At 58.6% G+C, this 13,894-nt stretch carries 8 protein-coding genes and 4 tRNA genes; 2 read left to right on the top strand and 10 right to left on the bottom strand.

What is annotated here, in order from left to right; translation table 11 throughout:
- The 4 genes from BMY68_RS01295 to BMY68_RS01275 all read right to left on the bottom strand — a co-directional run.
- Positions 1 to 380, bottom strand: a 380-nt coding sequence (locus BMY68_RS01295; protein WP_139214883.1) for a fimbrial biogenesis chaperone, incomplete at its 3' end; no start/stop codon positions are given.
- Between the two features lie 768 nt (positions 381 to 1,148).
- Positions 1,149 to 2,105 (bottom strand): fimbrial protein, encoded by a 957-nt coding sequence (locus tag BMY68_RS01285; protein WP_085530507.1) that lies wholly within the window; start codon positions 2,103 to 2,105, stop codon positions 1,149 to 1,151.
- Positions 2,106 to 2,218: 113 nt separating this feature from the next.
- Complete coding sequence (locus tag BMY68_RS01280) at positions 2,219 to 3,190, bottom strand: fimbrial protein (RefSeq protein WP_085530212.1); 972 nt, start codon at positions 3,188 to 3,190, stop codon at positions 2,219 to 2,221.
- A 127-nt stretch (positions 3,191 to 3,317) separates the two neighbouring features.
- Positions 3,318 to 4,034 carry a fimbrial biogenesis chaperone gene (locus BMY68_RS01275; protein WP_085530211.1) on the bottom strand — a complete coding sequence of 239 codons (717 nt, stop codon included), beginning with the start codon at positions 4,032 to 4,034 and terminating at the stop codon, positions 3,318 to 3,320.
- 1,086 nt (positions 4,035 to 5,120) lie between these two features.
- On the opposite strand from BMY68_RS01275, the gene BMY68_RS01270 reads away from it, so the two are divergent.
- Entirely contained in the window at positions 5,121 to 8,624 is a 3,504-nt protein-coding gene (locus BMY68_RS01270) for a GLUG motif-containing protein (RefSeq protein ID WP_085530210.1), read from the top strand.
- A 131-nt stretch (positions 8,625 to 8,755) separates the two neighbouring features.
- Here the strand turns inward: BMY68_RS01270 and BMY68_RS01265 are convergent, their stop codons facing one another.
- From BMY68_RS01265 to BMY68_RS01245, 5 genes are all read right to left on the bottom strand, one after another.
- Positions 8,756 to 9,970 (bottom strand): sugar transporter, encoded by a 1,215-nt coding sequence (locus tag BMY68_RS01265; protein WP_085530209.1) that lies wholly within the window; start codon positions 9,968 to 9,970, stop codon positions 8,756 to 8,758.
- Positions 9,971 to 10,249: 279 nt separating this feature from the next.
- A tRNA-Gly gene (locus BMY68_RS01260) sits at positions 10,250 to 10,325 on the bottom strand.
- Positions 10,326 to 10,328: 3 nt separating this feature from the next.
- A tRNA-Glu gene (locus BMY68_RS01255) sits at positions 10,329 to 10,404 on the bottom strand.
- A 104-nt stretch (positions 10,405 to 10,508) separates the two neighbouring features.
- Positions 10,509 to 10,584 (bottom strand) — tRNA-Gly (locus BMY68_RS01250).
- A gap of 2 nt (positions 10,585 to 10,586) precedes the next feature.
- Positions 10,587 to 10,662, bottom strand: a tRNA-Glu gene (locus BMY68_RS01245).
- 365 nt (positions 10,663 to 11,027) lie between these two features.
- Between BMY68_RS01245 and BMY68_RS01240 the strand changes: the two genes are divergently transcribed.
- Entirely contained in the window at positions 11,028 to 11,798 is a 771-nt protein-coding gene (locus BMY68_RS01240) for a hypothetical protein (RefSeq protein WP_085530208.1), read from the top strand.
- Positions 11,799 to 11,885: 87 nt separating this feature from the next.
- On the opposite strand, the gene BMY68_RS01235 is transcribed toward BMY68_RS01240, so the two are convergent.
- Positions 11,886 to 13,850 carry a methyl-accepting chemotaxis protein gene (locus tag BMY68_RS01235; protein WP_085530207.1) on the bottom strand — a complete coding sequence of 655 codons (1,965 nt, stop codon included), beginning with the start codon at positions 13,848 to 13,850 and terminating at the stop codon, positions 11,886 to 11,888.
- Positions 13,851 to 13,894 lie beyond the last annotated feature (44 nt).

Genomic DNA, 13,894 nt, shown 5'->3' with positions numbered 1-13,894 from the left:
TGCACGGCGATTTGCAGGGTATTTTCCTCCCGGGACTTTTGCGGAACCTCCCGCACGTTCAGCCAGTACACCGACTCCTTGTCGGTCGGCAGGCCTTTGCCGCTGTAGAGAATGCGCAACACCTGCTGCTGTTCGCCAGCCAGGCGCTTGAGCACCGGGGTGATGGCGAAGGGCACATCCTCGCTCTTGTCGGCCGACTCGACCCAGGCCTGGAACATCAGGTCCTCGGCCGCGCTGTTCTTGATCACCAGGGACGCTTCCTTGCTCGGCGCCGCAAGCACCACACGGGTGTTTTCCAGGTTGATGCCGGCCTGGGAGAAAGCAGGAAAAAGCAGGGTGAAACTGGCCAGAATCAATCCGGCGATGGCTGGAGTCTTCACGGTAATTCTCTACCTCGATATGTGTCGAAGGACAGCCCCCCGTTGTTGCGCGCCATGTAAAAAAATCGATGACTCGACGAGGCGAACCGTGCGGGCATTCGTGACGTTCGAGAAAGTCAGGAGGCAGGAAAACTACAGTAGATAGGCGTCGCAAGCAGTAGGACAATTCCTAAAGCGAACATGCGCACTCATATGCGAAACAGCGAGGGTCGCGCACGAGGAGCCTGATGGTGAGCGTGGCATGGCTACATGATCGCTTCCATACGGAGGGCTCCCCGAACGGTGTTCACAGAACCTTTGCTTCCCGGGGACCTGCAAGCATCATTCGAACTCGAACCGTTCGGTTGCTCGGGTTCTGCGGCTGTGCAGGACACCAAGTCGTCGGGGCTCAGGGAGTCCGTCCCAGTCCGCATACACTGCAATCAAACTCATGACCCTGTCTTTCCTTTGCGTTCCGGCTTCCGAAGCAATGAGGCCAAGGCGTCCGTGTTCACCGCGACGTCTGTGAACTTCCCGTCAGAGCTGCTCTTTGAGCTCTTCCAGATGCCTTCAGATACGGGTTCGTTCGCTCTAGGCGGATGCAAGCTTGAGCCGCTCACCGAATTCGGTGAGGAACATTTATCGTTCTTCACTGTGCTCCTCCGGTCTATGCTCTAACCCGCTCCATGTAAAACGAGCAATCTGCCGGTTACAAGAAGAGCATTGGAGCATTCTGAAAACGCTGCAGAGAGGCCAGGCCTTCCTGACAGTACCCGCCACCAATGACGATCAGTTGTAGTTAAGAACGAAGCTCATGGTCGCATCGCCCTTGCCAGGCTTTATCTCGCCTCCTGTCGGAGCGTATTTGGCACTGCCGGAGAACCGGTAAATGGAGCCATCGGCAGCATCCCTGCTCCAGTCGAGGGCGATGGATCGGGTGATGTCGAACGGTAGCTTGGCCCCCTTGTCGTTGACCAGCGATATACCTACCCCCGTTGCGACCCCAGCCTGACCCAGCCTGGAAAGCTTGAGCATGCCGTCGGCCTGGGAGCTGCCCTCGAAGTAGACTTTTACCGGCACTTTTGCCCCAGATTTCAACCCTGTACAGCGTACATCGAAGTTGAACGGTGCCTCCCGGACGCTACCCCGGGTAATATTTTCGATGGTCTGTTTACCCATCTGGACATTGACCGCCGCCCCCACGGATTCACAGCCGGCGAAAAATATATCGTTGACCAGTTCGGTAGTGCCTTGTCCTCTGACCTGGAAGGCAGCGCCGCCGATTAGCCAATCTATGGTGAACGCCATCGGTACACTTTTTCCTGACTCTACATTGCGATCGGTGCGAATGATCTTCATCACTAGAGACCCGGGGAGAGGCCACTCCCCCAAGCCATGAACCCCCTGAGCATAGAAAGGACACACCAAACTAGTAAACCAGGTCACACAGAATTGAACGCCGAGGCCCTTGACACCTGTTTCATACACATTAGGCACCACCGATGGCTTCAGTGCAGTCGTGATTCTGGCAGTGAGACGATCCCCGCTCTCACACTTAGAAGAAGCATTCCAGAGCTTCACCTCACGCCTGGCAAGCTCCCCTCCAATAGGAGCAGCCTTAATGGTGGCCTGAGCAGGTAGAACAATGTCCAGTAATTGCGGAACATTCGGAAGCGTGCAAACTGCAAACGCTTCCCTAGTAAACAGACTGAATAAAAATATCAAGACAAATATCAGCTTACGCATATATAACACCTCTCCCCATGCCATATTAAGTACCACAGGCACAAGTTAATAACGCTCAAGAAAAGTGATAAAAACTCGCTACCACTAATACTGGCGAACTGCATGGCAGTAAGTCAGTTATAGTTAAGAACAAAGCTCATGGTCGCATCGCCTTTGCCCGGCTTTATCTCGCCACCTGTGGGGGCATATTTGGCACTGCCGGAGAACCGGTAAATGGAGCCCTCCGCAATCTCCCTGTTCCAATCGAGGGCGATGGACCTGGAGATATCGAATGGCAACTTGACGCCCTTATCGTTGACCAGGGAAATGCCCACCCCCGATGCAACACCCGCCTGGCCCAGGTTGGAAAGCTTGAGCAGGCCGTCGGCCTGGGAGTTGCCTTCGAAGTAGACTTTTACCGGAACTTTCGTGTCAGGTTTCAAGCCTTCGCAGCGGACATCGAAGTTGAATGGCACCTCTTTGACGCTTCCCTTCTTGAGGTTGTCGATAGTCTGCTTGCCCATGGGGACATTGACTGCTGCACCCACGGATTCGCAACCAGCGAAAAATATATCGTTGACCAGCTTGGTGGTGCCTTGCGATTGCACCGTGAGCGTATGCTCCACATGTCTCCAGACCGACCTGAAATTCAAGGAGACATTTCCCGATGCAACATCGCGCCCGGTACGAACAAAGGTTACGTTCATGATATGCGGAAGATAAGGAGACCGACCGTCGCCTGCGGTATCGGAAAATGGGACCCCACTAGTGAAATTATTCATCCCCCTTACAACAGTGAACTTCACCCCTATCCCTTTGACTCCAGAATCAAAGACATTGGACTGTGACGTTGGAAGCAATGCCGTTTCTAAAGACATTGAGTATTCAGTTGCCCCTGGGCATTGGCTCTTATCAAGAGGCCAGAGGTTTTCTGAATATTTTGCCAGTTCTCCCCCAATGGGTACCGCCTTCAAAATAATTTGCGCAGGCACTGGAATACTTTTTACAGGAGTAGGAGTTGCCCCCGACCAGATACAAGCAGCGAATACATCTACGGCAACAAAAAAACCAGCCGCAGCAACAACCCCGAATATCAGCTTCCGCATAAACTACCTTTCAAGATCACTATCCCTGACGAGCACTCACCTACACGTCCATATAATTGGCCAATAAAAAACACTGAAACCAACTCATCGTCGACAGATTAATAATTCACCAAAGAAAAAACTAAAATTAGCTCGAAACAGAACTTTCATGTCTGTCCATTCCGCCATAGTCACCAATCACCTGAAACTCAACCTTGAGGTCAGCGGAGCGGACGTCTTCCGCCACCCCAGGCAGCTCGGCGACGAAGGTCGCGCCCGGCGCCACCATGTCGATCGGTGCGTTGTAGGCCTCGCTGCCCCTGCGCAAGATGACCAAGCCAAAGGACACATGAAAACGGGTGGGGTTACTTACCTCCAAGCGAGCGTGCCCATCCTTGCCCGATACCCGCCACTTCAGTTCCCCAGGCGCATCCGTCACCTTGCCGGGTAGCCCGGCCGGCCGGTAGAACAGCTTGAGGCGCTGCTGCACGGCGATTTGCAGGGTATTTTCCTCCCGGGACTTTTGCGGAACCTCCCGCACGTTCAGCCAGTACACCGACTCCTTGTCGGTCGGCAGGCCCTTGCCGCTGTAGAGAATGCGCAACACCTGCTGCTGTTCGCCAGCCAGACGCTTGAGCACCGGGGTGATGGCGAAGGGCACATCCTCGCTTTTGTCGGCCGACTCGACCCAGGCCTGGAACATCAGGTCCTCGGTCGCGCTGTTCTTGATCACCAGGGACGCTTCCTTGCTCGGTGCCGCAAGCACCACCCGGGTATTTTCCAGGTTGATGCCAGCCTGGGAGCAAGCAGGAAAAAACAGGGCGAAGCTGGCCAGAATCAGTCCGGCGATAGCTGGAGTCTTCACGGTAAATTCTCTACCTCGGTATGCGTCGAAGGGCGGCCCTCCCCCCCCGTTGTTACGCGCCATGCAAAAACATCGATGGACTCGACGAAGCGAACCGTGCGGGTATTCGTGACGTTCGAGAAAGGCTGGAGGCAGGAGGCAGGAAAACTACAGTAGATAGACGTCGCAATCAGTAGGACGATTCCTAAAAGGAAGCGCATGCTCATTCATATACGAAAGCAGAAAAGAGCGAACAGAATAAGCAATCTCCCTCAGAGTCCATATCGCTAGATATCTGCCTGCGCATCAGCACTTTCTAGAAACAAGTATTTTCAATCCAGAAACTCCAGACCGAGAGTGTTTCTATTACTTCCTGGCATTCGAAATATCATGCCGGCATGGGTCTGATATTTCCCGATATGCATGAAGTATCGACCCTGTCGGCTTACATCCAGGCTTTAACTTAGACAACCCTCTCACAGGACAAAAGCACCGCAGCCCGAAACCGCCCAGGCTCGACGATCGAGAAGGCCTGTCAGGCAGGCCTAAGGCTCTGGCCCGCTGTTTTTGCGATGCCTCCCAAAGCGGAGATAGTGGTGGTTTTCCCAGGGAATCGCGCTTCTGATTCTGACAGGCCATCGCGCACCAGGCTGCAAGACTTCAATATGACGAGCGCAATAGCTAGCTGTCTTACTTCAACTAGGAAAGCGCCGTAGACCAGTTAAGAAAGTTCTGGTTTTTTATTTTATTTCCTTTTGTTAATTAATACACCCCTCTGAGCAACCAGGCATTTACATGCAAATAACTCCAGCCTCAACGCTGGCGCGTACAGGCTTGCAATCAATTCGCTGGGGAATTCGGATAGTCACTCGAAACACTCGAGCAGCCATTTTATAGACGTTATGTAGCAGGTCTTATCTGACAAAACCCCATGAGCCTCCCTTGCTTGGAGGCCCATGAAATCAAGCATGGATTGAGACAAACAACTTCCCTCCCGCATGGAGGGAAGGCGCCCCGGCCTTGCGTGACCGCCTCGGCGCCTGCCCCGCATCCGTTGTACCCGTTCTGCTGGGGGGATCAGCAGAGTATTCATATAGAGGAAGCACCATGAACAAAAGCTATGCACTGATCTGGAACCAGGCCACTGGTTGCTGGAACGTCGCCAGCGAAGGAACCCGGCGCCGAGGCAAATCCAGCCGCCTCAAGGTCGTGATCGCCGCCGGCTTCTCGCTGCTGGGTCTGCTGGCCCAGGCTCCGGCCTTCGCCCTGCCGGGTGGAGCGGCGGTAGTCGCGGGCGACGCTGGCATCCATACCACGGTCGACGGCAAACACATGACCGTCGACCAGAAGAGCAACAAACTGATCACCAACTGGAACGAGTTCAGCGTCGCTGGCGACGAAAGCGTCAGCTTCCACCAACCCGGCAGTAGCTCGATCGCCCTCAACCGGGTATTGGGCACCAATGGCAGCGATATCCAGGGCCGCATCGATGCCAACGGCAAGGTGTTCCTGATCAACCCCAATGGCGTGGTCTTCGGCAAGTCCGCCCAGGTCAACGTCGGCGGCCTGGTGGCTTCCACCCAGAACATCAGCGACAAGGACTTCCTCGACGGCACCTACCGCTTTGCCGGGAACTCCAGCTCTGCCGTGAGCAACGCCGGCCAGATCACCGCCAGCGAGGGCGGTAGCGTCGCGTTGCTCGGTGCCCAGGTCAGCAACAGCGGGGTGATCCAGGCGCAGATGGGCAGTGTCGCGCTGGGCGCGGGCAAGGACTTCAGCGTCAACTTCGACGGCAACGGCCTGCTCAACCTGCAGGTGAACAGTGCGGCGGTGGATGCCCTGGTACAGAACGGTGGCCTGCTCAAGGCCGATGGTGGCCAGGTGTTGATGACCGCCAGCAGCGCCAGCAGCCTGCTGAACAATGTAGTGAGCAACCAGGGCGTAATCGAGGCCAAGACCTTGCAGAACAAGGCCGGCAAGATTGTCCTGGACGGTGGCGACAATGGCATCGTCCAGGTAGCCGGACGCCAGGACGCCAGCGCCCTTGGCGGCCAGGGCAACGGTGGCGTGGTGGAAAACCGCGGCGCCCAGGTCGAAGTACAACTGGCCGCGCAAGTGGATACGCACGCCGACAAGGGAGCGACCGGTACCTGGAAGATCCACTCGAGCGAGGTGAGCGTTTCCAAGGCAGAGAATCCGTCCACGCGTGGATTGGTCATTGGCGGCGGTATCAACGGTAACAATGGAACGGGCAGCAATACCGACACTGCCCCGACGCTGCACGCCGATACCCTGGCCCAGAACCTGGCCCGGACCAACGTTGAACTGAGCAGCAAGGGCAACCTGTCGGTCAACAAGGCGGTGTCCTGGAACAGCGGTAACAAGCTGGGCCTGACCGCCGAACGCGGCGACGTCGAGGTGAATGCAGCATTGAGCGCCACCGGTGCCGGCGCAACCCTGGCCTTGAATGCCGCACAGGGCGGCATCCGCCTGAATGACAATGTCGCTCTAACCGGAACGGGAGCGAGCCTGGAACTGAACTCCAAAAACGGCCACAGCCTCCAGGATGACAAGAGCGCCACCCTCTCCGGTGCGGATGCCCGCTTCAGCGCCAACGGCGAGTCCTACCAGGTGGTGCAGAACCTGAAGCAGTTGCGCGATATCGAAAACAACATGAATGGCCGCTATGTACTGGGTAACCAGATCACCGGCCAAGGCAGCTTCAAAACACTTGGCGAAGACAATTCTTTCACCGGCAAGCTCGATGGCCTGGGCAATACCATCAGCGACCTGTCGATCTATAGCACCACTCCCTTTGTCGGGCTGTTCAGCGCGAACCTGGGGCAGATCAGCAACCTGAACCTGGAACGCATTTCAGCCAGCGGCGCTTATTCCACCTACTACAACACCCAGGTCGGCACGCTTGCCGCGGTGAACATGGGCAGCATCCGCAACGTCAAGGCCAAGGATGTACGGGTGACCGGAGCCTCTCATCTGAACTCGCTGGGTGGCCTGGTTGCGCTCAACCTGGCCGGCGACATCGCCAACTCCTCGGCCAGCGGCCTGGTGATCGGCAACCAGCACACCTTTGCAATGGGTGGCTTGGTGGGTGAAAACATCACCAATCCCGATGGCGTGGCAAAAATCACCAATAGCCATGCCGATGTCAGCCTCAGGGGGCAGATGAATGGTGATTCCAGAAACGCAGGTGGATTGGTGGGCTCGAACCGCGGGGTCATCGCCAATGCCTCCAGCACCGGCACGATCGACCTCGCCGGCGCCAACCTGAACATCGGCGGCCTGGTCGGTGAGAATACGGGCAATGGCAGCATCAGCAACTCCCGCTCTAGCACCAATGTCTCGGGTAACCGGGCTCGTCGGATAGGGGGCCTGGTTGGCTCCAACCAGGGTTCGCTGGCCAACTCTCACGCCAGCGGCGACGTAACCGGCAATGGCACGGAAGCGATCGGGGGCCTGGTGGGCCAGAACCTGGGTGGTTCGATTGCCAACAGTTCTGCCAACAACAACGTGTCCGACCGATACAGTAGTAATGTAGGCGGCCTGATTGGTCACAACCAGGGCGGCCGCATCGATAACGCTTCGGCCTCCGGCACGGTGAAAGGCGGTAGGAATGCCAATATCGGCGGCCTGATCGGCACGAACCAGGACGGCTCGATCAGCAACAGCTCGGCCAAAGGCTATGTGGCCGGTCTGTACGGTAGCAATGTGGGCGGCCTGATTGGCTACAATCGGAACGGCCGTATCGATAATGTGACAGTCACCGGCATGGTGACGGGTGGCGACAAGGCAAACATCGGTGGCCTGATCGGCTATAGCGAAAAGTCCTCCATCGCTAATGCCTCCTCCACCTCCCAGTCTGTTACAGGCGGCAATGATGCCCGTATCGGCGGTCTCGTCGGCCATAGCCTGAATGACAATATCGCCAACTCATCGGTATCCACTACCGTGACCGGCTACTATCGCAGCCGGATCGGCGGCCTGGTCGGCCACAGCCAGAATACCGATATCACCAACACCTCGGCATCCGCCATGGTGGAGGGCCGCGACGATAGCCAGGTCGGCGGCCTGGTCGGTCATAGCCAGGACAGCCGCATCAACAATTCCTCGGCATCGGCCACGGTGAACGGCGGCACCAATAGCCAGGTCGGCGGCCTGGTCGGCTATAACCAAGGTAGCGATATCAACAATGCCACGGTATCCGCCACGGTGAGTGGTGGTACAACCAGCCTGGTCGGCGGTCTGGTCGGCAGGCAGCAGGGCAAGGTCGGCAACGCCTTCGTCAAAGGCTCGGTCAAAGGCGGCGCTTACAGCAGAGTGGGAGGCCTGGCCGGGCAGAATGAAGGAGAAATCCGCAACTCCACAACCACCAGCGACGTCAGCGGCGGTTATGGCGCGCGCTTGGGTGGGCTGGCGGGGATGAACTTCACCAAGATGTACCAGTCGTCGGCAGGCGGCAAAGTCGATGGCTCTGCCTCCGCCGGACAATTCTATGGCGGCCTGGTCGGCATCGACTTCTGGTCGCAGACGCAATCCTTCAACAGCGTCTTTGGTGAAGCGGCCAAGGTGCAGCCGGTTGGCCTGCAGTTCTGAGAGTAGAAACCCTGCCCCCGTTATAAGGGAGCAGGGCTTGTTGTCTGAGTGAAAAAAAAGGGGGCAATGATTCAGCCGAATCATTGCCCCTCTTTTTTATCTGGCGCCTCTCGATGCCCTGCTCCCGGACTCTACTTCTCGACCGCGGCCTCAGCAGGGTCGACACCCAAAACGCTGGACCGGGTCAGGCGGTAGATGGATGCGCAGTAGAGCAGCAACGCCAAGGTCGCCAGCAAGCCGCCGGCCAAGCCGATATAGGCGAACCCGAGTTGGCCCCCTACCCAGCTGCCAAGCAGCGCGCCGCCGCCGATGCCGATATTGTAGATCCCCGAAAACAGCGCCATTGCCACATCGGTAGCGTCCGGAGCGAGCACCAGAACCCTGGACTGCAGCGCCAGCCCGAAGCCCATGATCGCCATCCCCCAAATCAGGCTGAGCCCGCCCAGATACGAGACCTCCCCGCTCAACGGCAACAGCAATGCCAGGCACAGAATGAGCGACGCCACCGTCACCAGCAGAAAGCGCTGCGGGCTGTAGCGGTGAAACCTGCTGAACAACAGCGAGCCGAAGATACCGGCGCCACCGAACAGCAGCAGGATGAGGGTCACCGCATCGCCACTCAAGCCGGCCACCACCTTGATGAAAGGCTCGATGTAGCTATAGGCCGTGAACTGCGCGGTGACCACCAGAGCTGTCAGTACATAGAGCGCCATCAGCGCAGGCCGCTTGAACAGCACCGGCAGGCTTCTGAGAGAACCCGAGTTCTGGCTGGGCAACAACGGCAGGCTCCTGGCCAGCCAGAACACCAGCACGGTAGCCAGGCCAGCAATCACGATAAAGGTGGTCCGCCAGCCCATGGCCTCGCCCAGCAACCGGCCGAGGGGAATACCCAGCACCATCGCCAAGGAAGTACCGGTGGCCAGCAAGCCCAGGGCCTGGACCTGTTTTCCCGGTGGTGCCAGACGCACCGCCAGGGACGCGGTAATGGACCAGAACAGCGCATGGGACAAGGCCACACCGACCCGGCTCAGCAACAGCATGCCGAAACTCGTGGCCAGCCCCGACAGAATATGACTGGCGATAAACATCCCGAACAGCACGAGCAACAGCTTGCGTCGCTCGACGTTGCGCGTCAGCAGCATGACCGGTAGCGAAGTCAGGGACACTATCCAGGCATAGAGAGTGAGCATCAGACCGACCCGGGCCGTCGACAGGTCGAAGCTGCTGCCGATCGAACTCAATAGCCCGACGGGGACGAACTCCGTGGTGTTGAACACAAAGGCCGCCAACACCAGTGCGATGACCGCCCGCCAATTACCCTTAGTTGTCGCCACGGAGATACTCATTTAAAGGTGCACCACTCTATCGATGGTCAATCCGGCCCAGACCTTCGCAAACCCTGTGCCAAACGCCTACTCACAAAGGCTGGGCGCACGGTCAGGAGCATGCAGGCGCCGAACAGGATCTGCGCCAGCGTACAGGACAAGGGGAAAGCAGCGTCATCCCGCACTGCAGAGGAGCAACGGACCGAAACTCGGCCACTGCCGACGGAAACGAAAAAAGGGTCCCGAATGGGACCCTTTTTCGATGAGTTACAGACTGTTGAAAATCTGTAGCTCTATGTTTGGAGCGGGAAACGAGACTCGAACTCGCGACCCCGACCTTGGCAAGGTCGTGCTCTACCAACTGAGCTATTCCCGCAAATGGCGTCCCCTAGGGGACTCGAACCCCTGTTACCGCCGTGAAAGGGCGGTGTCCTAGGCCACTAGACGAAGGGGACACGCTACCCGGAACACATGGTGTGTGTTTCGGTGTCCAGATCCGCCTCCGAAGACTTGGTTCTGGTTTCACTCAGCCCCGCCCGAAAGCAGTGCCGTTTAAAATTGGAGCGGGAAACGAGACTCGAACTCGCGACCCCGACCTTGGCAAGGTCGTGCTCTACCAACTGAGCTATTCCCGCATTGGCGTCCCCTAGGGGACTCGAACCCCTGTTACCGCCGTGAAAGGGCGGTGTCCTAGGCCACTAGACGAAGGGGACACGCTACAACATTCACTCCCTGCCGCGTTTCGCTGTGTGCTTTACGCTGCAAGTGGCGCGCATTCTATGGATGGATTGGAGGGTCGTCAACCCCCTGATATAAATTTATTTAAATCAATGACTTCGGGGTGGTTTGCGAGCCCTTTCGGGCATTTGTGCAGCCTGTGCCTTGACGCCTATATTCTGACACTCGACAAGACGCTATAGTCCACATCCTTAGGTGATGGCAATATGAAACCAGCCAGACATTTCCTATATAAGCAGAGAATCGGCCTGTTTCTGCTCGTCGACCTGCGCTAGGCGCCCCAAGGCTAAGTCACTACACTCGCCACTCGTACGCGAACCCCAGAAAGAGGTCTTACACGGTGACACCACTCATGATCACCCTGCTAGTAGTAGCCGGGATCGTAATATTGATCGCCATTGGCTACATGAACCATGTGGTGGAAAACAACAAACTGGAAAAGGCCCGTACCAAGGTCGAACTCAATGACCGCCTGCGCCGCTGTGGCGAAATCACCGAGACCTTCCCCGGCCAGTTCATGTCGCCAGGGCTCAAGTTGCTGATGACCCGCCTGGAGCTCAACGTCGTTCAGCGTCTGTTGAACCTGAACAAGTCCGATGCCACGCTCAAGGCGCGTATCGCCGAGTTGAACGCGCTGGTCGGCCAGGGCGAATCGATTCCGGTCAACAACCCGCCCTGCCCGATCCAGACCGAAGCCAAGGCCAAGGACGTGCGCTTTCTCCTGGAAGCCCTGCATGGCCAGGTGACGCGCGCCGCCCAGGACGGTTTCCTGCCGACCAATGAAGCCAAGCACTGGATCAGGGAAATCCGCCATATCCTGGTGCTGCTGCATATCGAGTTCTTCAACAACCTCGGCCAGTACGCCCTGCAGCAGGAACAACCCGGCCAGGCGCGCCTGGCGTTCGAGCGCGGTGTGCAGTACCTGCGCAAGCAGCCGGATCCGGCGGTCTATCGGGAACAGCTGGAGTACCTGGAAAAACTCCTGGCCCGCTCCAACGCGATGGTGCTGACCAACACCCAGCCGGTCGAAGGCGAGGTCAACCAATTGACCGAAGGCCTGAAGGTCGTCGAAGCCGACGCCGACTGGAAGAAGAAAGCCATTTACGACTGACCGGCAACAGCCGTGCAAGCAACTCGCGCGGCACGATCCATAAGGCTGCGCCCCTGGCGGCGCAGCCTGTAGCAAGCACCCGCGGCATTACAACCGGAAATGCCCGACCATCCCCTTCAACTCCGCCCCCAACTGCGCCAGCTCGATGCTCGACGCCGCATTGCCCTGCATGGCCAGTGACGACTGATCGGCGCTGGCACGGATGCTGGTGACGCTGCGGTTGATCTCTTCGGCGACCGAGCTTTGTTGTTCGGCGGCCGCGGCGATCTGCTGGTTCATCTGCTGAATCAGCGACACCGCCGTGGCGATGCTGCCCAACGCGCTTTCGGTCTGCAGCGCATCGCTGACCGCCAGCTTGACCAGTTCGCCGCTGCTCTGGATCTGCTGCACCGAGGACTGCGCCGCCGAACGCAAGGCACTGACCAGACGTTCGATCTCTTCGGTGGATTGCTGGGTACGCTTGGCCAGGGCCCGCACTTCGTCGGCCACCACCGCGAAGCCCCTGCCCTGCTCGCCGGCACGCGCCGCTTCGATGGCCGCGTTCAGCGCCAGCAGGTTGGTCTGCTCGGCGACACTCTTGATCACGCTGAGCACGGTGCCGATGTTCTGGATCTCGGCGCTGAGGCTTTCGATGCTGGAGCTGGCGCTGGTGGCCGAATCCGCCAGCTGTTCGATGCGCTGCATGCTCTGGCGCACCACCTGCTGGCCGCTTTCGACCTTGTCGTCGGCGGTCTGCGCCGCCTGCGCGGCTTCTTCGGCGTTGCGCGCGACGTCGTGCACGGTGGCGGTCATCTGGTTCATCGCCGTGGCCACCTGCTCGGTTTCTTCCTTCTGGCTGCTGACTTCCAGATTGGTCTGTTCGGTCACCGCCGACAGCGACTGGGCCGAGCTGGCCAACTGTTCGATGCCTGCCTGCAGGCCGCTGACAATACCGCTCAGGCCGCTGCCCATCTGTTGCATCGCCAGCATCAACTGGCCGATTTCGTCCCGGCGCGTCACCTCCACCGTCGCGCTCAGGTCACCGGCGGCGATCTGCTGCGCCACGCGCATCACGCTGCGCAGCGGAGTGACGATCAAGCGGGTAATGATCCAGGCCGCCAACACACCCACCAGCAACGCCAGGGCCGAAGACGCGACGATCAGCAGCGAATTCTTTTTCAGCTCCGCCTGCATCGCCTGATCCTGCGCGCCGTACGCCTGGTCGACCCGCTCCATCACTTGTGCGGCGCGCTCGTGCAGCTGCTGATAGACCTTTTTCTCCTGCGCCAGCAAGCCGGTGTATTCGGCGAGCTTCTCGCTGAAGCCACCGATATGCCCGACCACTTCGTTGAGCACCGTCTGATAACCGGCGTCCTTGACCAGGGTCTTGAGCTGCTCGGCCTGGGCCAGGGCCTGATCGGCCTGTTCGATCTTACCCTGCTCGACCTCTTCCTCGCCCTTGCGGCTCTGGTCCAGGCGCACCCGGGCTTCGTTCATGGCTTGCAGCATCAGGCGCGAGACCTGGCTGACCTGATTGGCCTGCTCGACGAACTCGCTACCCTCCTTGCCGGCGGATTCCTTGAGGCTATAGGTACCGTCATCGGCCAGGCCGGCCTGCAGCACGTCGAGGTTATTGGCCACGCTGGACACCGACCAGCTGGCCATTTCCAGCGCCAGGTCCTTGGCCTGGGTCAGCTCGACGAACTCGTCGAAAGCCTTGCGGTAAGCCCCCAGCGCCTGCTCGACATCGGTCATCACCGGCACATTCGCCGCCGAACGTTCCTTGAGCTGCGCCGCCAGGGCCAGCAAGGCGTCGACGCCCTCGTGCAAGGCGTCCGCGGTTTTGGCGTCGCCGTGCAAGGCATAGTTCTGTTCGAGCAGGCGCACCTTGAGCAACCCGCTGTTGAGCGACGACATCTGCTTGAGGCCATCGAAGCGCTGGCTGATGGTCTGCAGGGACCAGATGCCGATGGCGGCTACCAGTGCCGTCAGCAGCAGCACCAGGGTGAAACCGACACCCAGTTTTTTCGCCATGCCGAGATTGGCAAAACGTCCGTTCGTGGCCGAATTCATTGCGCTCAGTCCCCTTCCAGTCCCCAATGGCAACAGGGCCATTG

This window comes from Pseudomonas sp. NFACC41-3 (assembly GCF_900109505.1).
In the GTDB taxonomy this organism is placed as follows: Bacteria; Pseudomonadota; Gammaproteobacteria; order Pseudomonadales; family Pseudomonadaceae; genus Aquipseudomonas; species Aquipseudomonas chlororaphis.
Note: the sequence above shows the minus strand (reverse complement) of the source record. Positions and strands in the feature narration are given on the sequence as shown.

Bases quoted from the DNA above. Each gene is read 5' to 3' on its own strand.
- BMY68_RS01285 (WP_085530507.1), bottom strand. From the start codon at position 2,105: ATGCGTAAGCTGATATTTGTCTTGATATTTTTATTCAGTCTGTTTACT.
- BMY68_RS01280 (WP_085530212.1), bottom strand. From the start codon at position 3,190: ATGCGGAAGCTGATATTCGGGGTTGTTGCTGCGGCTGGTTTTTTTGTT.
- BMY68_RS01270 (WP_085530210.1), top strand. From the start codon at position 5,121: ATGAACAAAAGCTATGCACTGATCTGGAACCAGGCCACTGGTTGCTGG.
- BMY68_RS01265 (WP_085530209.1), bottom strand. From the start codon at position 9,970: ATGAGTATCTCCGTGGCGACAACTAAGGGTAATTGGCGGGCGGTCATC.
- BMY68_RS01235 (WP_085530207.1), bottom strand. From the start codon at position 13,850: ATGAATTCGGCCACGAACGGACGTTTTGCCAATCTCGGCATGGCGAAA.